The organism is Pseudoalteromonas sp. GB56 (assembly GCF_054923835.1).
Genome location: NZ_JBPCHK010000001.1, coordinates 2,263,804 through 2,289,821 on the forward strand (window position 1 = coordinate 2,263,804; position 26,018 = coordinate 2,289,821).

Annotated in this window: 24 protein-coding genes; 14 read left to right on the plus strand and 10 right to left on the minus strand. The window is 45.0% G+C overall.

The window, feature by feature from the left end; translation table 11 throughout:
• Positions 1 to 143: 143 nt before the first annotated feature.
• A complete protein-coding gene (locus ACH19P_RS10660) occupies positions 144 to 2,825 on the minus strand; it encodes an Ig-like domain-containing protein (RefSeq protein ID WP_462158530.1) in 2,682 nt (893 codons plus the stop codon).
• A 165-nt stretch (positions 2,826 to 2,990) separates the two neighbouring features.
• Between ACH19P_RS10660 and ACH19P_RS10665 the strand changes: the two genes are divergently transcribed.
• Positions 2,991 to 4,325: a dicarboxylate/amino acid:cation symporter gene (locus tag ACH19P_RS10665; RefSeq protein WP_462158531.1), complete on the plus strand. Its 1,335-nt coding sequence runs from the start codon at positions 2,991 to 2,993 to the stop codon at positions 4,323 to 4,325.
• A 61-nt stretch (positions 4,326 to 4,386) separates the two neighbouring features.
• On the opposite strand, the gene sohB is transcribed toward ACH19P_RS10665, so the two are convergent.
• Complete coding sequence (sohB, locus tag ACH19P_RS10670; RefSeq protein WP_462158532.1) at positions 4,387 to 5,403, minus strand: protease SohB; 1,017 nt, start codon at positions 5,401 to 5,403, stop codon at positions 4,387 to 4,389.
• Positions 5,404 to 5,502: 99 nt separating this feature from the next.
• Positions 5,503 to 7,908: a VolA/Pla-1 family phospholipase gene (locus ACH19P_RS10675; protein ID WP_462158533.1), complete on the minus strand. Its 2,406-nt coding sequence runs from the start codon at positions 7,906 to 7,908 to the stop codon at positions 5,503 to 5,505.
• Positions 7,909 to 8,106: 198 nt separating this feature from the next.
• On the opposite strand from ACH19P_RS10675, the gene ACH19P_RS10680 reads away from it, so the two are divergent.
• Positions 8,107 to 8,853 (plus strand): YciK family oxidoreductase, encoded by a 747-nt coding sequence (locus tag ACH19P_RS10680; protein WP_462158534.1) that lies wholly within the window; start codon positions 8,107 to 8,109, stop codon positions 8,851 to 8,853.
• 69 nt (positions 8,854 to 8,922) lie between these two features.
• Here ACH19P_RS10680 and rluB read toward each other — a convergent pair whose 3' ends face one another.
• The 5 genes from rluB to rnm are packed head-to-tail and all read right to left on the minus strand — an operon-like array spanning position 8,923 to position 12,731.
• The gene (gene rluB, locus ACH19P_RS10685; protein WP_462158535.1) at positions 8,923 to 9,792 is read right to left on the minus strand and encodes a 23S rRNA pseudouridine(2605) synthase RluB; all 870 of its coding nucleotides are present in this window, start codon (positions 9,790 to 9,792) and stop codon (positions 8,923 to 8,925) included.
• A complete protein-coding gene (scpB, locus tag ACH19P_RS10690) occupies positions 9,789 to 10,379 on the minus strand; it encodes an SMC-Scp complex subunit ScpB (RefSeq protein ID WP_462158536.1) in 591 nt (196 codons plus the stop codon). The genes rluB and scpB overlap by 4 nt, the downstream gene beginning before the upstream one ends.
• 58 nt (positions 10,380 to 10,437) lie before the next feature.
• Positions 10,438 to 11,253, minus strand: coding sequence for a segregation and condensation protein A (locus ACH19P_RS10695; RefSeq protein ID WP_462158537.1), 816 nt, complete (start codon positions 11,251 to 11,253; stop codon positions 10,438 to 10,440).
• Complete coding sequence (locus tag ACH19P_RS10700) at positions 11,250 to 11,870, minus strand: L-threonylcarbamoyladenylate synthase (protein ID WP_462158538.1); 621 nt, start codon at positions 11,868 to 11,870, stop codon at positions 11,250 to 11,252. The genes ACH19P_RS10695 and ACH19P_RS10700 overlap by 4 nt, the downstream gene beginning before the upstream one ends.
• Before the next feature lie 27 nt (positions 11,871 to 11,897).
• Positions 11,898 to 12,731 carry an RNase RNM gene (gene rnm, locus ACH19P_RS10705; RefSeq protein WP_462158539.1) on the minus strand — a complete coding sequence of 278 codons (834 nt, stop codon included), beginning with the start codon at positions 12,729 to 12,731 and terminating at the stop codon, positions 11,898 to 11,900.
• A gap of 503 nt (positions 12,732 to 13,234) precedes the next feature.
• On the opposite strand from rnm, the gene ACH19P_RS10710 reads away from it, so the two are divergent.
• From ACH19P_RS10710 to trpA, 6 genes are read left to right on the plus strand one after another with little or no spacing between them, the layout of a single operon-like run.
• Positions 13,235 to 14,833, plus strand: a complete 1,599-nt coding sequence (locus tag ACH19P_RS10710; RefSeq protein ID WP_462158540.1) for an anthranilate synthase component 1 — start codon at positions 13,235 to 13,237, stop codon at positions 14,831 to 14,833.
• Entirely contained in the window at positions 14,830 to 15,420 is a 591-nt protein-coding gene (locus ACH19P_RS10715) for an aminodeoxychorismate/anthranilate synthase component II (RefSeq protein WP_462158541.1), read from the plus strand. Before ACH19P_RS10710 ends, ACH19P_RS10715 begins: the two co-directional genes overlap by 4 nt.
• Before the next feature lie 2 nt (positions 15,421 to 15,422).
• Entirely contained in the window at positions 15,423 to 16,427 is a 1,005-nt protein-coding gene (gene trpD / locus ACH19P_RS10720) for an anthranilate phosphoribosyltransferase (RefSeq protein WP_462158542.1), read from the plus strand.
• Positions 16,420 to 17,784, plus strand: coding sequence for a bifunctional indole-3-glycerol-phosphate synthase TrpC/phosphoribosylanthranilate isomerase TrpF (gene trpCF / locus ACH19P_RS10725; protein WP_462158543.1), 1,365 nt, complete (start codon positions 16,420 to 16,422; stop codon positions 17,782 to 17,784). Before trpD ends, trpCF begins: the two co-directional genes overlap by 8 nt.
• 7 nt (positions 17,785 to 17,791) lie before the next feature.
• A complete protein-coding gene (gene trpB, locus ACH19P_RS10730; RefSeq protein WP_462158544.1) occupies positions 17,792 to 18,976 on the plus strand; it encodes a tryptophan synthase subunit beta in 1,185 nt (394 codons plus the stop codon).
• Positions 18,976 to 19,782, plus strand: coding sequence for a tryptophan synthase subunit alpha (gene trpA / locus ACH19P_RS10735; protein WP_462158545.1), 807 nt, complete (start codon positions 18,976 to 18,978; stop codon positions 19,780 to 19,782). Before trpB ends, trpA begins: the two co-directional genes overlap by 1 nt.
• Here trpA and ACH19P_RS10740 read toward each other — a convergent pair whose 3' ends face one another.
• Entirely contained in the window at positions 19,783 to 20,058 is a 276-nt protein-coding gene (locus ACH19P_RS10740) for an HU family DNA-binding protein (protein WP_462158546.1), read from the minus strand.
• Positions 20,059 to 20,325: 267 nt separating this feature from the next.
• Here ACH19P_RS10740 and ACH19P_RS10745 point away from each other — a divergent pair, with 267 nt between their 5' ends.
• A complete protein-coding gene (locus ACH19P_RS10745) occupies positions 20,326 to 20,904 on the plus strand; it encodes an inner membrane-spanning protein YciB (protein ID WP_462158547.1) in 579 nt (192 codons plus the stop codon).
• Positions 20,905 to 20,965: 61 nt separating this feature from the next.
• Entirely contained in the window at positions 20,966 to 21,604 is a 639-nt protein-coding gene (locus ACH19P_RS10750; RefSeq protein ID WP_462158548.1) for a CPBP family intramembrane glutamic endopeptidase, read from the plus strand.
• Positions 21,605 to 21,620: 16 nt separating this feature from the next.
• Here ACH19P_RS10750 and ACH19P_RS10755 read toward each other — a convergent pair whose 3' ends face one another.
• A complete protein-coding gene (locus ACH19P_RS10755) occupies positions 21,621 to 23,045 on the minus strand; it encodes a sodium-dependent transporter (RefSeq protein WP_462158549.1) in 1,425 nt (474 codons plus the stop codon).
• 299 nt (positions 23,046 to 23,344) lie between these two features.
• On the opposite strand from ACH19P_RS10755, the gene ACH19P_RS10760 reads away from it, so the two are divergent.
• From ACH19P_RS10760 to ACH19P_RS10775, 4 genes are all read left to right on the plus strand, one after another.
• A complete protein-coding gene (locus tag ACH19P_RS10760; protein ID WP_462158550.1) occupies positions 23,345 to 23,647 on the plus strand; it encodes a YciI family protein in 303 nt (100 codons plus the stop codon).
• A 104-nt stretch (positions 23,648 to 23,751) separates the two neighbouring features.
• Positions 23,752 to 24,006, plus strand: coding sequence for a PepSY domain-containing protein (locus tag ACH19P_RS10765; RefSeq protein ID WP_462158551.1), 255 nt, complete (start codon positions 23,752 to 23,754; stop codon positions 24,004 to 24,006).
• Complete coding sequence (locus ACH19P_RS10770; protein WP_347389184.1) at positions 24,006 to 24,680, plus strand: response regulator transcription factor; 675 nt, start codon at positions 24,006 to 24,008, stop codon at positions 24,678 to 24,680. Before ACH19P_RS10765 ends, ACH19P_RS10770 begins: the two co-directional genes overlap by 1 nt.
• Positions 24,674 to 26,011: an ATP-binding protein gene (locus tag ACH19P_RS10775; protein ID WP_462158552.1), complete on the plus strand. Its 1,338-nt coding sequence runs from the start codon at positions 24,674 to 24,676 to the stop codon at positions 26,009 to 26,011. The genes ACH19P_RS10770 and ACH19P_RS10775 overlap by 7 nt, the downstream gene beginning before the upstream one ends.
• Positions 26,012 to 26,018: the final 7 nt, after the last annotated feature.

Sequence of the window (26,018 nt, forward strand, 5' to 3'; positions counted from 1 at the left end):
TTTTAACCGATTTATGGCTTGGATCTAAGCGCCAGCCCTATATATAAAACTGACTCAAATATTAATGCCGCGCAAATATATAGGAATAAAAACAAAAATGCCAACCGGGGGGTTGGCATTTTTCATTTCAAAGGAAAGGTTTATCACCCATCATCTTCGATTGTTACTAGTGTTTGTGCACCAGTCAAACCACTTGGAGTCGTGTAGCTAATTCTAAGACTACCAACAGACTTTTTATTTGGCTCGGTTTCACGCGAGATTGTAAGTCCCATAGATAACGGAGTTCTTTGATTAGTGCTTGGTACTACAAAGTTAGTAAGACCGCTAACAATACCGTTGTCAGAACTAATAATTACTTCTGTTCCTGCAGGTAACGGGTTGTTATGTACATCACTCATCAACACCTTTACAGAAATGATTGCGTATGGTGAATCTGCTGTGATACTTACGTAATTTATATCACATTGAGACGCAGTATCACTCGCTTCAAGTGTAATGTATTGTGATTCCTGACAATCGTTTGTCATCGGTGTCACTGCACGAAAATAAGCTGTGCTACCTGACATAACCATTACTAGACTATCGCGAACGTCCACCAAATCTCGTGAGCAGTTGTCATTGGTTTCGTCTTGGCATAACAAGCCATTATAAACACCATTACCTAGATTGAATTGACCGTCAATGCTGTCATTAGACTCCTTGTCAAAGAAGGTCTCATTTTCCCCACCGTTTGAATCAATTGGGTTTGCAGGTGCAGTTGTGCCGTCATACACACCATTTTCATTGTTATCAATGAAGGCTTCTGACAAATCAGATAGCACGGGGTCAAACTCTCCAGAGTCAAAACGACCGTTGTTATTTAAATCAACAAAGCTTTCTTCACCAGTTGAAATAGCAACGATGGTAGAACGCCCGCCAAGTGGACGATCAATTGGAGCTAAATATCCGTCTTCGAGAGGCAAATCATTACCATCACTTCCAACGTAACTTTCTAAATTTCCATCAGCATCAAGTCGCGCCTCAACAATCCCGTAACTACAAGGAGCAGCTTCACCGAACCAACGGTCACATTTATCACCCACGCTGTTTTGATAAATACTGTGGTGATAAGGGATCGGGTTTTGACTACGCCACTGAGCATTACACTCACCGTCTACGGTACGACATAATAATTGCGCTGACATGCTCTGGCCGTCGATTGTACCAACAGCACCACCTTCAGTAGTGATGTACACTTCAGTGTCATCGGGAACGAAGTTATTGTATTTGTCTGCAGCTAACACAGTTAAATCAACGACAACATTCGCTCGATTCAATGCTTCAGGATTTAGCTGTTCAGCAGATAATGTAAAGCTATTTTGGTCAGCAACACCTGTCGTCACAGTTACACCATTTGAGAGTGAGGTTAGTAACTCTTCAGAATCACTTGTCACCTTAAGATGTGAAGCTTTTACTTTCAGCACACCTGAGGTTAGGCCTGAACGTAGCGTAACATAAGCTTCACCTAAATTATTTGTGAACTGAGAAGTGCTGTCTAACGTTGCACCACCTGGGTTCTGAGCGAGAGCGAAATTCATCTCTTGCTGGGGAACTGGATTGCCATTTACGTCTAGAAGACGGAACGATAGCACGCTGGTTTCTTTGAGCGATTGACCACCAGTGCCTTTAATAGCAAGAACAGCATCAGACGCACCCAAATACTCAATCGAACCCGTTTCAGCCGCAGCAACTGGAAGAGTAACAGACGCAGTTTCACCAGTACTTAACGTGGCTGTAATTTGATCGTTGCCGTTACAACCATTAGCACGATAGGTTGCTGTTGCCACACCACCAATACTCGTAACAGTCTCATCTATTGACGCAGTTGCAGGAGTTGCAGATGAACAAGCGGATGAAAAACTAACGTCAACAGGGACTGTAAACACTTCGCCTGTCGAAAGTGCAAGGCTGGCAGTAACAATAGTCGTAGAGCCGGCCGCGAGAACTTCACCATCTGCTAGACCTGTATCTAGGCTCAAAGTTACTTGAACAGCATTGATTTCGAATGAAGCTGTTTGTGACGCATCAAGCACGTTGACGGTTACTTGCCCAGTACCATCATCATTACCCGCAGACAGATTAAGAAGCGCTATGCCGAAGTTGTCAGTTCTAGATTGACCGTCTTGTTCTAAAATGCGCCCCTTCGTAGTAGAACCAGTAATAACGGCACCACGAATTGGTGTAGAAGAGTTCTCACGAGTTACTTTTACGAAGAGAATAGCTGGTTCAGAAGATAAGTTATCGTTAAATTCACACTCTGAAGGGTCTAGTTCCACAGTTGTTCTGTCTACATTTCGCCAACCTGTAGGACAGTTTTGTAGAATGCGGATACTGAGTTCAGCGCCATCAGTGGTACTAACTGGTTCGTCACCTGCGGTTTCAAAACCTAGCTTAGCTGATGCACCTTCATAGGTCGCAACTACAGTCCCCGCACCTTCAACAGTCCCAGCTTCAAGCATGATTGTCGCCACACCGTCAGCATTTGTTTTGGCTGTACCTGTTGAGGGATCAAAACTACCTAGCGATGTTTCAAACGATACAACTTGACTTGCAACCGGGTTGCCATCTGAAGTAGTAACAGTTGCTGTAATTTCTAAAGGCTCGTCAAAGGTGACGATGCGATCTTCAAATTCAATCGAAACACTATAAGTAATAACAGTGTTACCACCGCCATCACCACCTGTACCCGTGTCTCCACCATCACTCTCTCCCAAGCTTCCCCCACCGCCACAAGCGACAAGAAACATACTTAGCAAAGCAGCGCTGAGTAATCGAATAAAACGCATTTAACTCTCCCTAACGTTTATTTATTTTAAATTATTTACTTAATATTAACTCAAGCTTACTAAAATACGTATCCATTTCTAAAAAAAGTTATCGTTTTTCGCTGCATTAAGAGATTTTCGCTGATAGGCTATAGCAAAATATTATAATCAAGTTGAATGTTGTTTATGTCTTCTAAAGGTTCATTAAGCCTCACCAGCCGCATTATGATTGGTATGGTGCTCGGGATTTTAGTGGGTTTCCTATTCAAAGCCATTCTCGGTGGGGAGCAAGAATTACTGCTCAATTTAGGCCTTTTCGCAATGCCTGTTAAAGGTTTTTTTGTTGATGGCTTGTTCCACATCGGCGGACAAATATTTATCGCTAGTTTGAAAATGTTGGTAGTTCCCTTAGTGTTTGTTTCGCTGGTTTGCGGCACATGCAGTTTAAGTGACCCAAAAACATTAGGGCGACTAGGTGGTAAATCTCTACTCTTATACTTAAGCACAACCGCAATTGCGATAACTGTTGCTATAACTGTCGCGCTCATCGTAAACCCAGGTGAAGGGATCACTTTACCGTCTGACGCGTCTTTTGATGCCAAAGAAGCACCTACATTAGCGCAAGTAATCATTGGTATGTTCCCGACCAACCCAATTGATGCAATGGCCAGCGGCAACATGCTGCAGGTAATTGTCTTTGCCTTGTTATTTGGTGTAGCTATGGCACTGAGTGGGGAAGCAGGTCAACGTTTGAGTGCGGTATTCGAAGACTTAAACAACGTCATCCTTAAACTTGTTACTTTGCTAATGAACATTGCGCCTTATGGGGTGTTCTGTCTAATGGCGAAGCTCTTTACAACGATAGAATTTGGCCTAATTTTAAGCCTTGCCAAGTACTTCGGTGTTGTACTCGTTGCGCTAGCAATACATGGCCTTGTTAACTATTCAATTATCTTCAAATTGTTTACCGGTTTAAGCCCTATTAAATTCTTGGCGCAAATGAAAGACACGTGTTTATTTGCATTTAGCACATCAAGCTCAAGCGCGACAATGCCGGTTACCCTTGAAACTGCGACTAAAAAGCTTGGTGCCAGCAACTCTGTGGCTTCGTTCACCGTGCCGCTTGGCGCCACCATCAATATGGATGGCACAGCGATTATGCAAGGTTGTGCGACGGTATTCATTGCTCAGGTTTTTGGCGTTGATTTAACAATTTCTGACTACTTAATGGTGATTCTAACGGCCACCCTAGCGTCTGTCGGAACGGCTGGTGTTCCTGGCGTTGGCTTGATTATGTTGGCCATGGTATTGAATCAAGTTGGATTACCTGTAGAAGGTATCGCTATCATCATCGGTGTTGACCGTCTTCTCGACATGACTCGTACGGCTGTAAACGTTACTGGTGACTGTATGGTGACGCTCGTAGTTGCTAAGTCTGAAGATCAATTAGATGAAGCCGTATTCAACGATTTGGAATCCGCTAAAGAGCTGGAAGAATACAAACCTAAAGCACGAAGCTAAAAGGCGCTTTAGATAAGCATAAAAAAGCCCCGCTACATGCGGGGCTTTTTTTACATTAAGCTTATGGTTTGAGACGCTGAGTTTGGCTCCACAATCTCATGCCCACGGACTCTATGGTGATAGCTAGGTTCTTTGCTAATTTGTCAGCGAACCCCTTTTTCTGCTTGTACGCTAACTTATATGCCTGTCGCTCTGCAGCCAAAGAAATAAGCTCGTCGTCGCTCGTATTGATTCGATTGACTAAACCTTTGTCCTTAGCATCCAGCGCGAACCAATGCTCCCCTGTTGCGACAGTGTCTAGGTCCATATTTGGGCGATTCTGAGACACAAATTGTTTAAACAAGGTGTGCGTTTGCTCTATTTCTTCTTTGAATTTGGCGCGACCATCATCGGTGTTTTCACCGAACAAGGTAAGCGTACGCTTGTATTGCCCAGCGGTAATTTGTTCATAATCAATATCATTCTTTTTCAGTAACTTGTTGAAGTTAGGGATCTGTGCAATCACACCAATTGAACCGACGATTGCAAATGGCGCTGCAATGATTTCATCGGCGACACACGCCATCATATAGCCACCACTGGCTGCTACCTTATCGATGGCTACTGTCAGTTTAATTTCTGCGGCTTTGATGCGTTGTAATTGCGATGCAGCAAGGCCATAGCCATGGACAACTCCACCACCGCTTTCTAAACGAACGAGCACTTGGTCTTTGTCTTTATCGGCCAACATCAGCACAGCGCTGACTTCTTCGCGCAAGCTCTCCACTTCGTGCGCATCCATAGAGCCTTTAAAGTCGATGACATAGACTTTCCCTTTCGACGCACTCTCTTCTTTGTTTTTTTCAGCTGCTTTTTGCTCTTTGTGCAGCGCTTTTAGTTCTTTTTTATCCAGTGTATTAGCAAGAAAGTCATCTTTAACATTTTGCATTTGCTCTGATAAATCAGTGACTTCTAACGAACCGCTTTTACCTTTTGGTTTAGAGCTTGCACCGACTATAAGCGCAACGACTATGCCAATCGCGACCACCACGGTCAGGGCCTTGGCTAAAAATAATCCGTATTCAAAAAGATATTCCACTACTTGTCCTCTTTTTTATTGATGCTGGCAATGTAGCACAGCCGCTAGATACAAAAAAGCCGCACCCAAGGGTACGGCTTTTTCTATCTTTATCAGCAATTACTGCGCGATTACAGACGTGTCTACGATTGGTAGAACTGAACCTTTTGTCGCTAAGTATGTTGCAAATTGACGTTGCATTTCTGCATTCGCGGCAGCACTACCTTGTGCATCTGCACCCGCTGATGCATCAGCGGCTGGAGTCAGTAAGGAACCGTGGTGGCCTTTAGCGTAACGCACTAGATAACTTGCTGGTTCTGCCGTCATTTGTGTTTCAGTGGCTACTTGCGCGCCCATTAATAACGCCAGTGGAATAGTACCTGCGATTGGATTTGTCGCAACACTCACTGGTACCACTGTATCCGGCTTGTTCGCAGCACCATCACCCACAACTGCAGTGGTAAATACAGGGGTGCCCTGCTCGTTTACACGCATTGCATAATTCGTTGGGTCGCCAGCGTCAATGATTGTTTGCGCAGCAAATGAGAATTCAGTCATGGTTGACGCGATAGCTGCAATACTTGCAGTGTCACCCGCCGCTTGAAGTGATGCCATAAACGCTTGGAAACTACACGTCATGTATGCTTCTTGGTCTTGAACATATTGCGCACAGCTCGCAAGTGCTCCGTCTTGTAGGAAAGCACCAAACTCTGCTGACTCATCCAAGCCTGCACCCAACAACACTGAGCCTTGGATAAATGGACCGAATGTGTCTGAATTTAGGAGGATGCTTACTGCACCACCACCGCCACTGCTCAGTGCAGCCGTGTGCACTTTGAATAATGGGTCGATTTGTGGATTAAGTTCCATGTTGGTCGTTGCTAGGAACGAAGGCGCAACGATAGAACCCATTGAGATAGCCCCCATGCTCACGTCTAGCGTGTTCAATTCAGGGTCGCCACTGAAATTTAGACCAAGACGAAGACCCAGTAGATCTGCGCTAGATTGGCGGATGTTATCACGGCCAACTAAAAGAGATTGCAAGTTCATGTACGCGAGGATAGAGCTTGTAGTCGCGCTGAAATCATCGGTACCATCGTTGTCCACGTCGATTCCGCGCTCACCGTGCGCAGGCAAATCGATAGCAACTGTGGCCATACCTTGTAAGCTCAATGCGCCTGACAGCGCGAGCATGTCTTCTTTGCTACGCGTGATGCCATGTTGCAAAATAACCACTGGCCAACCGCCTTGAGGCATCGCCATCGCTTCTAGACCTAGTTGCGCACGAATGAAGTTCAGTGTGTTCAGATCCGCAGGCTTAGTAATTTGCACTGGTACATTTGCATAACTTTGTACTTTAGGAATTTTGTTGTACTTGGTTAGGTGACGTTTGTCATCAAGGCCAAGGTCGCGCAGTAAACCGCCGCTCAATGCTGCACATAACGCATCGTTAGGTGTCTGCGGTTGCTCAGGGAAGGCTTCACCTACTTGAGCCTTATAGCCTAGTACAGTCACAGCACTATCACAATTAGCTTCCCAGTAGATGTCATTCAGATCTGACAACTCTTTACCTTCAGGTGTCTTTAGATAATTCGGCAGTATTACGCTGCCTTTCTCATAGCTCACAGCATTGAAAACAGCGGGTACATTCTGCATGCCTTGCGAGGCAAATACTTGACCAACAGTGATTAAAGGTTGATCAGGGATAGTCACGGCTGGCGTCGGTAGGCTTGGCTCTTGAAGAGACGCAGCCAAAATGCTCTTGATAGTGTTAAGCACTTCACCTGCTGACTGCATCGTCATGGCTGCAGTATAGATGATATCGTCTTTGTTTAGGTCAGTACTCCCAACCAACACATTTTCATAGCTATTGATAACCGCTTGTAAAGACTTCTGAGAATCTGTGATTAAAGGCGTTTCACCACTTACCAAAGCATATGTCGACGACGGTGTGATTGAACGACCTTCGCTGTCTTTTAAACTGGTCGTGAGCGTTGTGATGTAAGAACGACCTTGAGTGAATGGTTTGAGTGGTATAACCGCAACTGAGTCGCCGTTGCCACGTGTTATAAAATCAACGCCAAACGTCAATTCCTTCACAAATTCACACGCGATACCTGCAGGTACAGGCGCACAAGTTGCAGAGCTTTGGTCTGCACCCATGACCACTTCAAAAATACGTACACTGCCCGGAGTAGCAGCTGAAGTAGCGTCAAGACTCACACCCGCTGCGAATGCAAGATCAATCGCGTAAGGCGTTTGCGTAGACCAACCGTCTAATGCGCCAAGCGCAAGTTGAGGGCTACTGTAATCAGTGCCTTCTCCTGGAATATTTAGGGTTCCATCTGTTGTGCCACTAAACAACAAATCATTAGGCACAGAAATGTTTCCTGCACTTGGATCAAATACAACGGTAGAGAATGGTGTTACCGTTGGTGTATCCGTTTTTATTTCTTCTAGCGTCTTTTCGCTGCCACAACCAGCGAGAGCAGAAGCTACAGCGAGAGAGAGTAGCATTTTTTTCATTTTGTTGGCTCCAAACCTTTTCTTATTGTTCTGCGCTTAATAATGTTAATCAAAAGGATAGAAAATCGTTAATGACACATTAGACCAGTTTAACTTAACGTAAACTAGTACCTTTCGCCACTTAATTTTGTAATAAATCGATTACTTGCAAATTGATTATGATAAAATTCGTGAAAAATTTAGCGCTAGGTGCAGCTTATGCAAAATTACATCGCAAGTCCAAACGCTTTAGAGCAAAAAGTCATATTAGTTACCGGAGCTGGTGACGGCATCGGCCGCGTTGCGGCTATTAATTATGCAAAACACGGCGCAACTGTGATTTTGCTTGGAAAAACAACACAAAAGCTAGAATGCGTATACGATGAAATCGTCAACGCAGGATACCCTCAACCAGCCATTGTCCCCATGGATCTCAAAGGTGCTACGAAGCAAAATTACCGCGACCTAGCAGCCACGATTGAACAACAATTTGGTAAGCTCGATGGTCTGTTAAATAATGCCAGCATTATTGGTTCGTTGGGTCCTCTAGAACATTTCTGTTCGTCGACGTTCGAAAGCATTATGAAAGTGAATGTGACTGCTCAGGCGATGATCACCAAAGCGATGTTCCCCGTACTTCGAAAAGCAGACAACGCATCAATTATTTTCACCTCGTCAGGCGTAGGTCGTGAGGGCCGTGAGTTTTGGGGCGCTTACGCAATCTCCAAGTTCGCCACAGAAGGCATGATGCAAACCTGGTCTAAAGAAGTGGGTAAAACCAATATTCGTATTAACTGTATTAACCCAGGTGCCACGCGCACTAGCATGCGTGCAAGCGCATTCCCGGGCGAAGACAGGGATAAGCTAGCGACACCAGAAGACTTGATGCCAACTTACCTATACCTAATGAGTGATGATTCGATAGGCGTAAACGGCCAATCACTAGACGCACAAAGCAAAAAGTAATTGCCCCAACACCATCAATAAAAAACGCCGCAAAATGCGGCGTTTTTTTATTTTATTAGCAAGCGACGCTTATCTGCGTTTCTTGTGCTGTTGCACACGCTGATTGTGCTTCTTCACTGCTTTGCGAATACGATTAACCTGTGCACGCTTGTCTTTGCGTTTAGGCTGCATTTGCTCGACTGTCAGCTTAGTTTGCGTTTCAGGACGTAAACCAACACTCTTGCGCAGATAATTCACACGCGCTAGCTCTAACTCTTCCCATCCACCCTGTGGTAGACGCTTGTTAAGATCTAACTGACCATAACGAACACGAATAAGACGGGACACTTCCACACCTTGTGATTGCCACATACGGCGTACTTCGCGGTTACGTCCTTCACTGAGTGTCACATTAAACCATTTGTTGATGCCTTCACCGCCCATTGGTTTAATAGAATGGAAACGCGCTGGACCGTCATCTAATTCAACACCTTTGGTTAAGGTTTTTAGTGTGTCATTAGTCACGTCGCCAAACACACGAACCGAGTACTCACGCTCAATTTCATAACTAGGGTGCATCAAGCGATTTGCAAGTTCACCATCATTGGTGAACAAAAGTAAGCCTGATGTATTAATATCGAGACGGCCAATCGCAATCCAACGGTCGCCATCGACGCGCGGTAAACGGTCAAACACAGTGCGTCGACCTTCCGGGTCTTTACGTGTACACAATTCACCTTCTGGTTTATGGTACATCAATACACGGCAAATACGTTCTTGAGGCTGCTCAATTTTAACAACGTGTCCATCAACACGGATTGTTTGCGTTGACTCAACACGGTCACCCAAACGCGCCACTTTGCCATCAACACTGACACGATTAGATTCGATGTACTTCTCCATCTCGCGACGGGAGCCGACACCAGCTCGAGCTAACACTTTTTGTAACTTTTCATTCATTCAGATGGTTCTCTCACAGAAGGATCATGTAATAACTTGTCTATCTGGGTGTGTTGTTGCTTTGGCAACGGTGGCAATTGCTCTAGCCCAGATAAAGAAAAATAGTCTAAAAATTCATTTGTTGTCGCATATAAAGATGGCCGTCCGGGCACTTCTTTGTGCCCTACCACCTTAACCCAGCCTCTTTCTTGCAGAGTTTTCATTATGTTAGTAGCGACAGTAACACCACGCACTTGCTCTATTTCACCACGGGTAATGGGTTGGCGATAAGCAATTAAGGACAAGGTTTCCAACAGCGCACGAGAATATTTTGGCGCACGTTCTTGAAATAAATTACTCAACCAAGGGCTTAAACTACTGCACGCTTGGAAGCGATAACCAGACCCTACCTTTACCAATCGGATGCCCCGTGTTTGATAGTGGGTTTCGATTGCTTCTAGCGCGTCGTTGACTCTTTTTGGCGCAACGCTAATGTCACTGAGGACGGTTTCTTTTAGTTGTTTTTTTGTCAGTGGCTTAGGTGATACAAAAATAGCGGCTTCAATCAGCTCGACTAGTTGCTCATCACTAATTCGTCTGCTGGTCATGCTGTAACCTCAAAGTAAGCGCGTATTATGGCAGAGCCCATGGCTAAGGCAAAGCGATTCATTCATCATTGTGGTCTTTAAGTCGTACATGAATGATAGATTCACTATTTGCTTGCTGGCAAAGTATGAGTCCTTCTTTGGTCAACTCTAAAATAGCGATAAACGTGACCACCACACCCGCTCGCCCTTCTTCAACAGTAAATAACTGAGCAAATTCAACATAGCCTTGCGCATCCTGCAGGCGAGAAAGAATGTCGCTCATTCTCGCGCGGGTGGAGAGCTGTTCTGCTGTGATGTGGTGGTGTTCAAATGTTTTCGCCCTAGCCATCACATCACTCAGTGCAAACATCAAGTCTTGCATCGATACATCAGGGAACAAAGGTGACGGCAATGCATCCTCTTCAATTAACGCGTGAGCGCTAAATATGTCGCGCTCCATGCGTGGGATCTCATCCAGTTGTTCCGCTGCTTTTTTAAATTGTTCGTATTCTTGTAAACGACGAACCAGTTCAGCACGCGGATCTTCCTCTTCTTCGAGTTCTTCATGCACAGGTAATAATAAACGTGACTTGATTTGTGCGAGCAAGGCCGCCATCACGAGATACTCACCAGCGAGTTCAAGTTGGAATTCACGCATCATCTCAACGTACTTCATGTACTGCTCGGTGATACTGAAAATAGACAACTCAAGAATATCAAGTTTATGCTTTTTGATAAGGTAAAGGAGCAAGTCCAATGGTCCCTCAAATGTCTCTAGAACGACTTCAAGGGCATCGGGCGGAATATACAAATCCTCGGGCTTTTCGATGACCGCTTCACCACGAATAAACGCCAGAGGGAGCTTTTGTTGCTCAGTTAATACCTGTTGCGTCATTGGAATGGACTGGGATCACCACAGCCAACACGCAGTACTTCAACATCACCTTCGGACATGTCAATGACCGTTGTAGCTTGCTCGCTCAGATAACCGCCGTGGATTATCACATCAACATGTTTTTCCAATTGCATGCGAATGTCATCAGGATCTGACTCTGTAAACGCTTGCCCAGGTAGAATTAAAGAACATGACATCATTGGCTCGCCCAGCTCAGCCAACAACGCTTGGCAAATGATGTTGTCTGATACACGAATACCGATGGTTTTTTTCTTTTCGTTCAACACTCGACGCGGCACCTCTTTGGTGCCTTTGAAAATAAAGGTGTAAGGTCCCGGCGTATTATTTTTGATAAGACGGAACATCTGGTTGTCGACTCGTGCGTACGTTGCCAGCTCTGACAAATCGCGACACATCAGGGTGAAATTATGGTGCTTTTCTATACCGCGAATTCGCGTTATACGCTCTTGTGCTTGCTTCTCACCCAATTGGCAGCCGATGGCATAACCAGAGTCTGTGGGGTAAACAACAACGCCGCCTTGGCGAATAATTTCCACCGCTTGGGTAATTAAGCGATGCTGAGGATTTTCTGGATGTATGTGAAAAAACTGACTCATAACATTCCTTTATTTAGTTATTGTTATTTACTGCCAACGCTGCCACACGCCATCACAGTCTTTAGGTAAGTATAGGTTCTTTCCTAATTCTATGTAAGGTAAAGGAAAATGAAAGTCTGACCCTTGTGAACACAACAAATTATGCTCCCGAGCGAGCTGACCTAAAAATTGCCGTTCGCATGGCGCTTGTTGGGTTTGTGCCACTTCCATGGCATCACCACCTAAACTACTGAATTCATTTATTAATTTTCTTAGCCATTTGTTCGACATTTTATATCGAGCAGGATGTGCTAAAACCGCTTGGCCACCAGCGCCGTGAATCGCATTTATGGCTGTTTGCATATCACACCATGTACTCGGCACATAGCCAGTATTACCACGGCTTAAGTATTTTTTGAAAACTCCTTGCACACTTTTTGCAGCGCCTTGTTCCACTAATACGCGGGCAAAATGTGCACGGGTTACTTGAGCACGTTCAGCCAACAACATGGCTTTCTCATGGGTAGATTCAAAACCCGCCTTATCAAGGCGTTCACCGATTTTTAAAGCACGTTCACTTCTTTTTTGCTGCTGTTCACTTAAAAGTTCAAGCAAAGAAGGCGCCTGAGTGTCCACCTGCAAACCCACTATATGGATTTCAAAACTGTGCCATCGTGTTGATATTTCAACCCCCGGGACAAGTTCTAACTCCAAGTTTAAGTCAGCAATGGCTTGCTGCGCGGGTTTAATGCCCGCAACCGTGTCGTGATCAGTCAATGCCAACACATTCACGCCTTTTTCAGCGGCACGTTGCACAAGCTCTTCAACGCTTAATTTTCCGTCCGAATGGGTACTGTGACTGTGAAGGTCATATTTAATCACGTCTAATCTCTGTCGTTACAATAGTTTCAAGGACGCCAGTGTACCATTGAAGCGGATTTTGGTCGCAATAAAGTTTTCTTAGCCAAAGGGTTGACAGCCGTTCCCGTGTGGGGTCTACTAAGTGACATATTAATCAGTGTTAAGAAAAACAAATGAACTCAGCAAACCTAATTCATATCACTTGGTGGTGGCACTCGAACTAGCGGGTGGAATTAGTCGTGGCTGTAGCTACTTAAACTGATAACAAACCCGCACATTCCGCGGGTTTTTTTGTACTTAATTTTTGGTAAACGATAACAATGATGACTCAGACTAAAAACAACATGATTATTTGGTGGTGGCACTCGATATAGCGGGTGGGCCTTGTCATGGCTGAGCATTTTGCAACCCGCGGCTTATCATTAAGTCAGCGGGTTTTTTTGTAACTTTTATACTCAACATGCGGTGCTAATTGCTTACACTGTATGTTTAAGTGATTGATTATATGGGAATGAGGACCTTTTATGATTTTTAGTCACATTTCAACAACGGCTGGTCAAGTGACCAGCATCAGCTTACGAAGGGAGTATATTCCCTCGGCGCTGAGTTTGTTTGCAAAGACTGATAATACCAATGCACTGCTATTGGAATCCGCAGAGATTGACTCCAAAGAAAACCTAAAAAGTATTGTTTTGGTCGATGCGGCGCTGCGAATTGAGTGCAACGGCAAACGTGTCAACGTCAAAGCACTGAGCAACAACGGCGCACAGCTGCTTCCTTATCTACAAAGTCACATGATTAATGCGAGCACGCAATTACGTAATGATGAGCTGCATGTCCAATACGATTGTGTAGACAATACACTGGACGAACACGCCAAACTCAAAGCAGCAAATGCATTTGATACGTTACGCCAGTGCATCACACAAATCAGTAACAACACTGACAACCCATTTGCAGTGTTTCTTGGCGGTGTAATGGGCTACGACATGGTCGCAAACGCAGAACAATTACCCGATGTACCGAGCAAAGATAATAGTTGCCCAGATTATGTTTTTTATCTTGCCGAGACGTTGGTGATTGTCGACCACCAACAGCGCAGTACCGAAATTATCGGTAATGTATTCAACGGCCCTCAAGTGCATGCTAATTGCTTTGAAGTCGGGCAAAAAGTAGAACGCCTCAACGCTTTGTGTGACGAGCTCGACGAATACACCCCTACCCCAGACACACAAAGGGATTTAGATGCCCATGTGGATATTTCTGATGAAGAATTCAAAAATCAGGTCGAGGCACTTAAACAACACATTGTAGATGGCGATATTTTCCAAGTTGTTCCTTCTAGAACCTTCACTCTACCATGTGTAAATCCGCTTGATGCCTACGCGAAACTAAAACAACAAAACCCCAGTCCCTATATGTTTTACCTTCGCGACCAATCATTCAGTTTGTTTGGCGCCTCGCCAGAATCGGCATTGAAATACAGTGCACTCACTAATCAAGTTGAAGTTTACCCGATAGCAGGCACCCGCCCGCGAGGGAAAAATGCCGATGGTAGCCTGAATTTAGACCTCGATTCACGTATTGAATTAGATCTTCGCAACGACACGAAAGAATGTGCCGAGCACATCATGTTGGTTGACCTTGCTCGTAATGATGTGGCCCGTATCAGCAAACCAGGCACACGCCATGTTAAAGAACTGCTTAAAGTTGACCGGTATTCGCATGTGATGCATCTGGTGTCTCGTGTTGTTGGGCAATTAAAAGAAGACTTGGATGCCCTACATGCATATCAAGCCTGCATGAACATGGGCACGCTTGTTGGCGCACCGAAAGTCAGCGCCGCTAAGTTAATTCGTGAAGTAGAGCAAAAACGCCGCGGTAGCTACGGCGGTGCGGTGGGTTACCTAACTGGAGACGGCTCCATGGACTCATGCATTGTAATTCGCAGTGCCTTCGTTAAAGACGGATTGGCGCATGTTCAAGCAGGTGCAGGAGTAGTGTATGACTCTGACCCTCAAGCAGAAGCCGATGAGACTCGAGCTAAAGCAGGTGCAGTTTTGCGTGCAATTGCCACCAGCTCAAGCCAAGAAGTTAGCAACAGCAAGGAGTCAAAAGCATGAATTATAAGATTTACTTCTTAGATAATGTCGACTCGTTCAGTTATAACTTGGTCGATGAATTTGCGCTGCTTAATCAAGAACTCGTGGTGTATCGCAACACCGTTGCCGCACACACCATTTATGAGCGCATGCGCGCAGAAACGAAGCCCGTGGTTTTGGTGTTATCCCCTGGCCCTGGCGCACCAAGCGATGCAGGTTGCCTGATGGAGTTGATTGAATTGTGCAAAGGTAATTTCCCTATGCTGGGCATTTGTCTTGGCCAACAAGCATTGACGCAGGCCTATGGTGGTACAGTGGGCCATGCGAACGAAACAGTGCATGGTAAGTCTTCCACTGTGAACTTAGAGTCGCACCCTGCCCTTGACGGCTTTGGCGAGACCCTAGTGGTAGCACGATATCACTCTCTCGTAGCAACCTATGTTCCGCAGAGCATACGCGTCATCGCACATTACCAAGGCATGCCGATGGCTATTAGCCATGAACAAGATAAAGTGTTGGGATATCAATTCCATCCTGAATCGATTCTCACGCCACATGGCGCGGTGCTACTAAAACAAAGTTTGGCCTATCTAACGGCAGAGGAATGACCATGGATGCGTTAACTAAATTATATAACCAAGACGATCTCTCGTTTGCTGAGACTCAAGCCGTGTTTAACGATGTAATGCAAGGCAAAGTCGATGATATTACGCTGTCATCACTGTTAACTGCATTAAAAATCAAAGGTGAATGCAGCGAAGAAATTGCTGGAGCAGCTGCGGCCATGCGCGAAAACGCAGTCCCATTTGCTACCACCGAACAAGACCTAATCGACATGTGCGGCACAGGCGGTGATGGTGCAAACACCATCAATGTAAGCACCACAGCTTCTATTGTCGCTGCTGCGTGTGGCTTACATGTGGTTAAACACGGCAATCGCAGTGTATCGAGTAATTCAGGCTCATCTGACTTACTGATGAGCTTAGGCATTAACATCGACATATCCCCTGAGCAAGCGGCTTACTTACTGGAGCAAACTGGGTTTACGTTTTTATTTGCGCCGCTTTACCACAGCGGCGTAAAACACGCGATGGCCGTTCGTACAACGTTAAAAACGCGCACTGTGTTCAATATCCTAGGCCCACTTGCTAACCCAGCCAAACCCAAAGCTCAACTTCTGGGAGTATATGATGCCAAGCTGTGTTTACCTATGGCGAAAACACTGCAACGACTTGGATGTGAGCGCGCTATGGTCGTTCATGGCGCGGGAACTGACGAAATCGCGCTGCACGGCACAACGCAGGTGGCTGAGCTAAAAAATGGTGAGATTAACGAGTACACGTTGTCGCCAGAAGATTTTGGACTTGCAAAGTTTTCACTTGATGAATTAGCAGGAAGCGGCCCAGACTACAACGCGCAAGCTGCAAAAGACATCTTGGCAGGCAAAGGAACTGAGGCTCACAACGCAGCCATTATAGCAAATGTCGCGGCAGCACTGGTGATAAACAACAAAGCCAATTCATTTAAAGAAGCAGCAGACATGGTCAAAAACGTGTTAACCAGCACGGCTGCTATGAACACACTTAATGCCATTGTAGAGGTTAGTCATGGCTAATGTATTAGAAAAAATCGTTGCTGATAAGCGCATCGAAGTCGCAAAGCGCAAAGAAGAGCGCCCTCTGTCTGAATTCATTGACCAAGTGACCCCCACAACACGCGATTTTTATAAGGCGTTAAGCGACGGGCCTACAAGCTTTATCCTCGAATGCAAAAAAGCGTCGCCCTCAAAGGGATTGATCAGAGATGTATTCGATTTAAATGAAATAACCTCCGTTTATAAACATTACGCTAGCTGCATCAGTGTCTTAACCGATGAGAAGTACTTCCAAGGGTGTTTTGAGTATCTACAAAAAGTGCGCACACTTGTTGAGCAACCACTTATTTGCAAAGACTTTTTTATCGACCCATATCAAGTGTATTTAGCTCGACTTTACGGCGGTGATGCGATTTTATTGATGTTATCTGTACTCGATGATGACACGTATCGTGAGCTAGCCACATTAGCTACGTCATTGAATATGGCGATTTTAACCGAAGTGAGCAACGAGGAAGAGGTCACGCGCGCGCTGGCATTGGAAGCACAAATAATCGGTATCAATAACCGTAACTTACGCGATTTGACCACGGACTTAGCGACAACCGAGCAGCTTCGAAAGCTTATTCCTGAAGATAAGGTCGTCATTTCTGAGTCGGGAATCTACACCCATCAAGATGTAAAACGCCTGAGCTCGCTATGCGACGGCTTCTTGGTAGGCAGCTCCTTAATGGCACAACAGGATTTAGATGCAGCGTGTAGAAGCCTGATCTTAGGTGACAACAAGGTGTGCGGTTTAACCCGAGTACAAGACGCCCAAGCGGTCTATCAAGCCGGTGCTGTTTATGGTGGGCTGATTTTCTACCCCAAATCACCACGTTACGTAGACTTCGACTGCGCACGCGCCATCGTCGACAGCGCGTCTCTGAAATTTGTTGGCGTATTTGTTGATGCACCAATTGAGCAAGTCAGTGATTATGCAGCACAACTTAAGCTCGCAGCTGTACAACTGCACGGTAGCGAAAACGAAGAGTATATCCAGACGTTGCGAAATATGCTGCCTATCACCTGTCAAATTTGGAAAGCACAGGCCGTAGATAAGGCTCTGCCCAGCGCTTTAAATGGCGTAGATCGCATCTTGTACGATACCTACTCGCCTCATGCCAAAGGAGGCTCGGGCGAACAGTTTGATTGGACATTGCTACAAGGTGCTAATGCCCCATTTATTCTCGCCGGGGGTCTGAACCCAGATAATGTGAGCATAGCTAGAGATGCAGGCGCCCAAGGGCTCGATTTAAATTCAGGTGTGGAAAGCGCACCAGGCAAGAAATGTAAGAACAAAATTGACGCTGCCTTTGCAGCAATACGGAATTATTGAGGAAGTTATGAAGAATCCAGCCTATTTTGGCGAGTTCGGCGGTATGTTCGTACCAGAATTATTGGTACCCGCGCTAAAGCAACTCGAAAGTGAATTTAATAAATCGCAAAAAGACCCAGAATTTGAAAAAGAGTTTCACGCGCTACTCAATGAGTACGCAGGACGCCCTACGCCACTGACACTTACTCGCAATTTGGTTAAAAACCCAAAGGTTAAGTTGTATTTGAAGCGTGAAGATTTACTGCACGGTGGCGCACACAAAACCAATCAGGTGTTGGGGCAAGCCTTGTTGACCAAACGTATGGGCAAAGAAGAAGTGATTGCCGAAACAGGTGCCGGCCAACACGGTGTTGCAACCGCCTTAGCCTGTGCACTACTTGGTTTAAAGTGCCGCATTTATATGGGCGCAAAAGATGTCGAGCGTCAACAGCCTAATGTATTTCGCATGCGCTTGATGGGCGCCGAAGTTATTCCTGTCACCGCAGGTTCGGGTACACTTAAAGACGCAGTAAACGAAGCATTGCGCGACTGGTCGGCAAATTATAAAACCGCGCATTACTTGCTGGGTACCGCAGCGGGCCCTCACCCATTTCCAACCGTGGTACGTGAATTCCAAAAAATGATTGGTGAAGAAGCTAAGCAGCAAGTACTCAAAGCAGAAGGTCGATTACCCGATGCCGTTATCGCCTGTGTGGGCGGAGGTTCCAACGCCATTGGTATGTTCACCGATTTTATCGACGAGCCCAGCGTTAAGCTCATCGGCGTAGAGCCAGCGGGTAAAGGCCTCGATAGCGGTGAACACGGCGCGACATTGTGTCGCGGCACCAAGGGTATCTTGCACGGTGCGTATACCTACATCATGCAAACAGAGCAAGGGCAAATAGAAGAGTCTTATTCCGTTTCTGCAGGCTTAGATTACCCAGCGGTTGGTCCACAGCACGCGTATTTACATGAAACAGGACGTGCCCAATATGTGGGAATTACCGACGATGAAGCGCTTGATGCCTTTAAAGCGCTGGCGCGCAATGAAGGCATTATTCCTGCGCTGGAGTCGAGCCATGCGCTTGCGTATGCGTTGCAATACGCCGAACAACAAACTGAAGACACCATTTTGGTCGTTAACTTAAGTGGCCGTGGGGATAAAGACCTGGCGCACGTACACACCGTTTTACAAGCGCGAGGAGGTGAATAATGAGTCGTTATAGTGCAATGTTTGCGACCCTTCATGAAAAAGGCGAAGGTGCATTTGTTCCTTTTGTTACCATCGGCGATCCAAATAAAGAGCAAAGTATTGAAATTATCAAAAGTTTGATTGATGGCGGTGCCGATGCACTTGAATTAGGTATCCCGTTTTCAGACCCAATCGCTGATGGCCCAGTGATCCAACAAGCGAATATCCGCGCGCTTGAACAGAACATCACCACAGATGTGTGTTTTGATATCATCAAAGAAGTACGTAGTTACCATGCAGATATTCCAATTGGCTTGCTGTTATATTCAAATCTGGTGCTGGCCAAAGGAATCGAAAACTTTTATCGCAGCGCCAAAGAAGCCGGTGTGGATTCAATCTTGGTCGCTGATGTGCCATTACATGAGTCGAAATTATTTCGCAGAACGGCAATGAGTTGCGGTGTTGAACCTATTTTCATCGCCACCCCAAATGCCGATGATGAAACCTTGCGTCAATGTGCATCTTACGGGCGCGGTTACACCTATTTGCTCTCACGCGCGGGTGTAACCGGCACGGAAACCAAAGCACAAATGCCGCCTGAAGAGATGATCACTAAGCTCACTGAATATCATGCTGCTCCAGCGCTACTGGGCTTTGGTATAAGTACACCACAAGATGTCAAAGATGCATTAGCCAGCGGAGCAGCTGGTGCTATCAGCGGCTCTGCTGTGGTGAAAATTATTGCTGAGAATTTACAAGACGACACAAAAATGTGTGAAGAACTACGTGCATTTTGTACACACATGAAAGCAGCAACGAAAGCCTAATTAATCTGCCAAGTGGTCTTTAAGTGCTTTTGCGCATTTGAAGGCCACTTTATTTTGCCCTTCAATTTCAATTTGCTCACCTGTTTGCGGATTACGACCTAATTTGGCGGGATGATAACTCAAAGAAAAATTGCCAAATTTAGGAATAAATACAGCGTCCCCCTCGTGCAATGACTGCGTTATCGCATCGAGCATCGCGCTAAGCGCCATGGTGCATTCTTTTTTGCTTAAACCACTGTGCGTATGCATCGCATCAACAAGCTGTTTTTTGTTCACTTTTTTCCCTACCAAAAACCAAGAAGGCGCGCAGACTAAAAGTGTGAGCGAAAAAAGTCAAACCAATCGCTGTGTTATACCAACCCTGTTTATTCGGTGAGAGGATCTAGCGATCGGTAAATGGCATGACAACAAGGAAAATTTAAACGCCTGTAGCATGATATTTCGCCCACTAGGATGAATTGCTAGTGAAGTTGATGGGGATTACCTTGAGATAGAGGCGAGATACTGGTAAAACATCTGCAACTCGTAGTAATGGACAGTCATATGGCCACGTTGATTGAATATATTCCTCTAATATTATTTTTTGCTGTTTATAAACTCGTCGATATTTATTGGGCGACGGGCGTGCTGGTTATTGCCAGTGGTATACAAATTGCGTATGCCTATTTCAAAGAAGGCAGCGTCCCCAAGCGTCATTACATCTTTTTTGCCGTTGCGCTCGTGCTCGGAACCATGACCATCTTGTTCCGCGATGAACACTTTATCCAATGGAAGGCGACCTTTATCTATGCCATTTTGGCGCTGTCGTTGCTGGTATCTCGTTTTATTTTCAAGAAGAATTTAGTAGAAAAAGCGCTAACTGGACTATTGAAGTCTGTATCCGAAAAGCAAGGTGAAAATGCCAACGTAGAAATCGATGTGCCCACTAAAATCTGGGAACAGCTCAATGCGTTTTGGGTGGTACTATTTGCTTTTATTGCAGCGCTAAACATCTATGTTGCGTACAATTTCTCTTTAGATTTTTGGGTAAACTTCAAGGTGTTTGGTCTTATAGGCATCACCTTCGTGGCCATTATTTTTACTATCGTACGTATCTACCCCTATTTTCCAGAAGAAGAGTAACACCTCTGTCTTGAACCATTGCTACACTTATTTCATATCGGTGTAGCAATGGTAGAGTACCTTGAACGACTCCCAATATCGCTGGCTCGAATTACTCAGTGTCTTTATTGTATTGCCTGTAGTTGGCTTTGCGGCTCGTGATCACTTGCAAAACTGGTTAATCCCAGCATTAATTACACTCACCGCGGTTTGCTGCTTTATTTTACTGACAGACCCTCACTTCAAGCGCTTTAGGTTAACGTCGCTTGGCCAATTCGCAGCCGTGCGTAAGCGCATTGCCACCATTTTCTTAGTCGGCGCCCTGCTCTCCGGCGTATTGTATGGCATCATCAACCAAGATAACTGGTTTAGTTACCCACTCGAATCGCCAGCGAGTTGGTTGATGTTACTCGTACTCTACCCGCTGCTTTCAGTGCTACCTCAAGAGCTCATTTTTCGCACCTACTTCTTTCATCGTTACAAACGCATTATTCCTAGCAAAACGCTCAGAGTGTGGCTCAGTGCTAGCGTATTTGCGCTCGCACACATGGTGTATGGAAACGTCATTGCTGTGGCTTTAGCCTTTGCAGGAGGGTTACTGTTCTCATACACCTATGCACAATCGCGCTCTACTGCAGTGTGTGTGCTCGAACACAGTGTTTGGGGGCTGTGGATGTTTACGTTGGGGGTCGGGAGTTATTTAGACTCGGGAGCCATATAGGCTCCCGGGATATGATTTAGAAGTTGAAAATACTGACTGCGAAGAATTTAGTCGCTACCGTATTCACAAAAATCAAAAGTAGAATGACTGGGATAAATGTCGACAGTGAGAAATTAACGTATTTCTCCATAAAACTGCCAGCATAGCTATTACAACCTTGCGAAAGCTCTTCTGTTAGTTTCGCCTTCTTCCAACGATACATTACGAATAAACACACCATTAAACCGTTCAATGGCAAAATCGTATCGTAGAAAACATCATACACAAGGTCGAAGAAGCTCTTATCAACACCGCCGTAATTCATGAACTGAGTAAGCCAATCAACCATACCAAACGACATAGTACAACCAACTGTTAAAATACCAATCGCACCAGCTAGCACTAACAGCGCCTTTTTACGACTGTAACCTTTTTCTTCAATCAGGGTTGCTGTCGGTACTTCTACTATCGATACCAAAGACGTAATGGCCGCGAAAAAGACAAGCAGGAAGAAAACAAATGCCACAATTGAAGCGCCTACAAAACCGATATCCGTTTGCAGTGCTAACAGAATTTTTGGTAAGTAGACAAAAATCATCGATACCGAAGACTCGGATAGCTGGCTTGGGTCTGTTTCTGGGTTAAAGCTAAAAATTGCTGGTAACACCATGAGACCTGCAATAAACGCAACCAAAGAATCAGTGATGGCAACCATTTTTGCACCACTCACTATGTCGTCTTTTTTCGATATATAAGAGGCGTACGTCATCAAAATACCCATTCCCAAAGACAACGAGAAGAACGCTTGCGACAGAGCACCATTGAGTACACTCGCATTCATCTTAGAAAAGTCAGGGATAACATAGTAACGTACACCAGCCATTGCATTATCCAGCGTCAGTACGTAACCCACTAAGCCAATAAGCAATACGAACAGTGCAGGCATTAGGAATTTGGCAGCTTTTTCAATGCCTTCTTTAACACCACCAACCAAAATCAGATTAACAATGATTGCGACCACAACCATGTAACCAAAGATGCTGTACTCATTGATAAAACGGCCAAAATTAGCAGGATTTGCCAAGGCGTCTAGATTACCAAATGCTGTTTGCGCCAAATAACCGAAAATCCACACAGTGATAACCATGTAGAATACAGCAATCATAAATGGAGTGAGTACCGCTAGAATCCCGGCAATGTTCCATTTTGAAGAATTGCCAGACAGTGTTTTATACGCACCGTAAGGGTCTTTTTGCGCATTACGACCCATGGCCATTTCTGCCATCATCACAGGTAGGCAGATAAACGCAACAAATAAAGCGTATACGAGTAGAAACGCCCCACCACCATTTTTAGTAGCAGAGACAGGGAAACCAACGAGGTTACCGATACCCACTGCAGAACCTGCAGCAGCGAGGATAAAGCCCAAGCGTGAGCTAAAATGTTCGCGTTTTTCGCTCATAGAAAAACCTTGTTATTATTTTTAGCTCGACTCTACGGGGTTAAACAGGTGTTTTCAAGCTTTATAGACACATCGCAAGGTACAAAATCCTTTACACAACCTCTTCGATATTGACGCACACAGAGATAGAACAAATATCAAACGAACTGATATATTTTTGCGCAAAATAGAACTTCTTTACCTAACTTCATAGGCTTACGAGCGATTCTTTGTGCCGTACTTTACAGAATAAAATTTACAAGCGACCTCAATGCTGGCTATCATAAATGTAACTCATACCAAAATCTTGGTTTTAAATTATGTTGTATATGATTTACTCAACGGATGTTGAAAACTCACTAGAGAAACGTTTGGCGGCACGCCCTGACCACTTGGCTAGATTAAAAGAATTAGACGCACAAGGCCGATTATTCGTCGCTGGTCCATTACCAGCCATTGATAGTGAAAACCCAGGTGACGCCGGCTTTACAGGTTCACTTGTAATTGCTGAGTTTGAATCATTGCAAGCAGCGCGCGAATGGGCCGCAAATGATCCTTATATTGCGGCAGGCGTTTATGAAAACTCAGTAGTAAAGCCGTACAAAAAGGTTCTTCCTGAATAAAGTTCAGTAAAGGTTAATTGGTTTTACGTATGCTAACTGCATGTCACTGCCCACGGGTAAGCCAACAAACGTTTACCGAAGATTCACTGGGAGCTTCTTGAATCATGTTAAGACTAATCGCAGCTATCTCTTTTACATTTGCGCTTTGTTTATCAACAGCCATTGCAGCACCCAGTGCGGACAAAAACATTGATAAACGAGAAGCGGTAGCAATTGCAAAGAAAGCTGAAAACGGTAAAGTTTTAAAAATATCGGAACAAAAGGATAGTTTTGTTGTTCGAATCTTAAAGCCCAAAGGCAGAGTGGTCGACATCATTGTCTCAAAACGAACTGGGCAAGTTGAGAAGGAAAATAATTAATGCGAATTTTAGTCATCGAAGACGATCAACATTTAGCAGATAACTTACGTAGCGCTTTAGAAAAAGAGCGTTACAGCGTAGATTTATGTCACGATGGTGAAGCAGGTCTTTTCCATATTTGTGAATACCCATTAGATATGGCGGTTGTTGACTTAGGCCTACCAAAAATTGACGGTATCGAGCTCATCAGACAAGCGCGTAAAAATGGCGTTGATATTCCAATTCTAATTCTAACAGCGCGTGACCGCTGGCAAGACAAAGTAGAAGGGTTAGATGCAGGTGCAGACGATTACCTCACTAAGCCGTTTCATGTTGAAGAACTGATCGCTCGTTGTAATGCGCTTATTCGTCGCAGTGCAGGCCAAGCAAACCCAGAGATCCAACACGGTCCTATTCGTATTCACACCCGCTCACAACAAGTGTGGGTGGATGACCGCGAACTAAACCTGACGGCATACGAATATAAAGTCCTCGAGTACTTAATGGTTAACCCACAAAAAGTAATCTCGAAGTCTGAACTGACCGAGCACATTTACGATCAAGATTTCGACTTGGACTCAAACGTAATCGAAGTATTCGTATTGCGCTTACGTAAGAAGCTGGACCCTGAAGGCACACTAAATCCTGTTGAGACCTTGCGAGGTCGAGGATACAGGTTGCGCTCACAGTGGTAGGCGATCAAGTCTCGTTAAAAATAAGACAAGGATTTATCCTTGTCTTTTTATTGATAGTAGCGATGCCAATTTTGTTTGTATCTATTGGCAACGCATATCGCGCTTCACTTATCGAAGCGACCGAAAAAACCCTCGAAGCTCACCTCTATTCCATTATTTCTGAAGTTGAATACACCGAGCTAGGTGTACAAATGCCTCGCAGTATTCTTGCTCCGGAGTTGAACCGCTATACCTCAGACACCTACGCCATGATATACAGCGGCGATAAGCAGGTGTGGCAAAGTGAGTCGGCGCTCAACGTCGATTTCAGGCCTGATTTATTTATCACCGAAACGGGTAAGTCTGACTTTAGAATGGTGACCTTTAATGGTCGCAAGTTTTGGCAGCTATCGCTGACAGGTATTCTATCGAATTTGGATGAAACCATCGAAGCCCGTTTTATCGTTGTTAAAAGTAACGAAGGTATTTTGCGTTTGATGGAAGGATTTAAAGAGACCTCAATCAATTGGATGTTGATTATGGGTGTGGTCATCACCTCGTTAATGATCATCGGATTCTTTTGGAGCTCACGCCCCCTACACCGCCTCGATAAAGAAATTAAAGCCATTGAGTCAGGCGACAGTATGAGCATCAAAGGTCACTACCCTATTGAATTACAAACGATTAAAGCGGACTTAAACCTACTGCTAGAATCACAGCAAAGACAAAAAGAACGTTATCGCGCCTCATTAAGTGACTTAGCCCATGCGTTAAAAACACCCTTGGCAGTTTTAAAGTCGAGCCCATTAGCGCTTGATAGCGACGCGCAGGAACAACTTGACCGTATTAATGTGATGATCGAGCACCAATTGAAACGTGCAGCGACGGGTGCGTCCGATACTTGGAAAAAACAAACCCTTATCAAACCGGTTGCCGACTCAATATTTAATGCGATGTCCAAGGTATATCGTGATAAAGACATTGAATTTACCGTCAATGTCAGCGACAAGCACTTTTTCTTAGGTGATAAAACTGACTTAATGGAGTTACTTGGTAACTTAGTCGATAACGCCTGTAAAGCGTGTGATGGTCAAGTGAGCCTTAATGTCCAACAAGTTAAAAAACGCTTAACCTTGACCATTGAGGATAACGGCCCCGGCGTTCCAGAACATAAACGTGAGCTATTATTACAACGTGGCACTCGCCTAGATAGCTACGAGAGCGGGCATGGCGTAGGTATGGCGATTGTCGCCGACTTAGTCAAAGGCTATAACGGTAAATTAACGATTTCTGATAGCACACTCGGTGGTGCGAGTTTTGAGTTAGAATTTGATTATCAAGAAACGAGTTGATAACTAT

Bases quoted from the DNA above. Each gene is read 5' to 3' on its own strand.
- trpCF (WP_462158543.1), top strand. From the start codon at position 16,420: ATGGCTAATGTATTAGAAAAAATCGTTGCTGATAAGCGCATCGAAGTC.
- trpB (WP_462158544.1), top strand. From the start codon at position 17,792: ATGAAGAATCCAGCCTATTTTGGCGAGTTCGGCGGTATGTTCGTACCA.
- ACH19P_RS10715 (WP_462158541.1), top strand. From the start codon at position 14,830: ATGAATTATAAGATTTACTTCTTAGATAATGTCGACTCGTTCAGTTAT.
- ACH19P_RS10680 (WP_462158534.1), top strand. From the start codon at position 8,107: ATGCAAAATTACATCGCAAGTCCAAACGCTTTAGAGCAAAAAGTCATA.
- scpB (WP_462158536.1), bottom strand. From the start codon at position 10,379: ATGACCAGCAGACGAATTAGTGATGAGCAACTAGTCGAGCTGATTGAA.
- ACH19P_RS10660 (WP_462158530.1), bottom strand. From the start codon at position 2,825: ATGCGTTTTATTCGATTACTCAGCGCTGCTTTGCTAAGTATGTTTCTT.
- ACH19P_RS10760 (WP_462158550.1), top strand. From the start codon at position 23,345: ATGTTGTATATGATTTACTCAACGGATGTTGAAAACTCACTAGAGAAA.
- ACH19P_RS10695 (WP_462158537.1), bottom strand. From the start codon at position 11,253: ATGACGCAACAGGTATTAACTGAGCAACAAAAGCTCCCTCTGGCGTTT.
- ACH19P_RS10700 (WP_462158538.1), bottom strand. From the start codon at position 11,870: ATGAGTCAGTTTTTTCACATACATCCAGAAAATCCTCAGCATCGCTTA.
- ACH19P_RS10770 (WP_347389184.1), top strand. From the start codon at position 24,006: ATGCGAATTTTAGTCATCGAAGACGATCAACATTTAGCAGATAACTTA.
- ACH19P_RS10755 (WP_462158549.1), bottom strand. From the start codon at position 23,045: ATGAGCGAAAAACGCGAACATTTTAGCTCACGCTTGGGCTTTATCCTC.
- trpA (WP_462158545.1), top strand. From the start codon at position 18,976: ATGAGTCGTTATAGTGCAATGTTTGCGACCCTTCATGAAAAAGGCGAA.
- ACH19P_RS10765 (WP_462158551.1), top strand. From the start codon at position 23,752: ATGTTAAGACTAATCGCAGCTATCTCTTTTACATTTGCGCTTTGTTTA.
- ACH19P_RS10710 (WP_462158540.1), top strand. From the start codon at position 13,235: ATGATTTTTAGTCACATTTCAACAACGGCTGGTCAAGTGACCAGCATC.
- ACH19P_RS10675 (WP_462158533.1), bottom strand. From the start codon at position 7,908: ATGAAAAAAATGCTACTCTCTCTCGCTGTAGCTTCTGCTCTCGCTGGT.
- trpD (WP_462158542.1), top strand. From the start codon at position 15,423: ATGGATGCGTTAACTAAATTATATAACCAAGACGATCTCTCGTTTGCT.
- ACH19P_RS10665 (WP_462158531.1), top strand. From the start codon at position 2,991: ATGTCTTCTAAAGGTTCATTAAGCCTCACCAGCCGCATTATGATTGGT.
- rluB (WP_462158535.1), bottom strand. From the start codon at position 9,792: ATGAATGAAAAGTTACAAAAAGTGTTAGCTCGAGCTGGTGTCGGCTCC.
- ACH19P_RS10745 (WP_462158547.1), top strand. From the start codon at position 20,326: ATGGCCACGTTGATTGAATATATTCCTCTAATATTATTTTTTGCTGTT.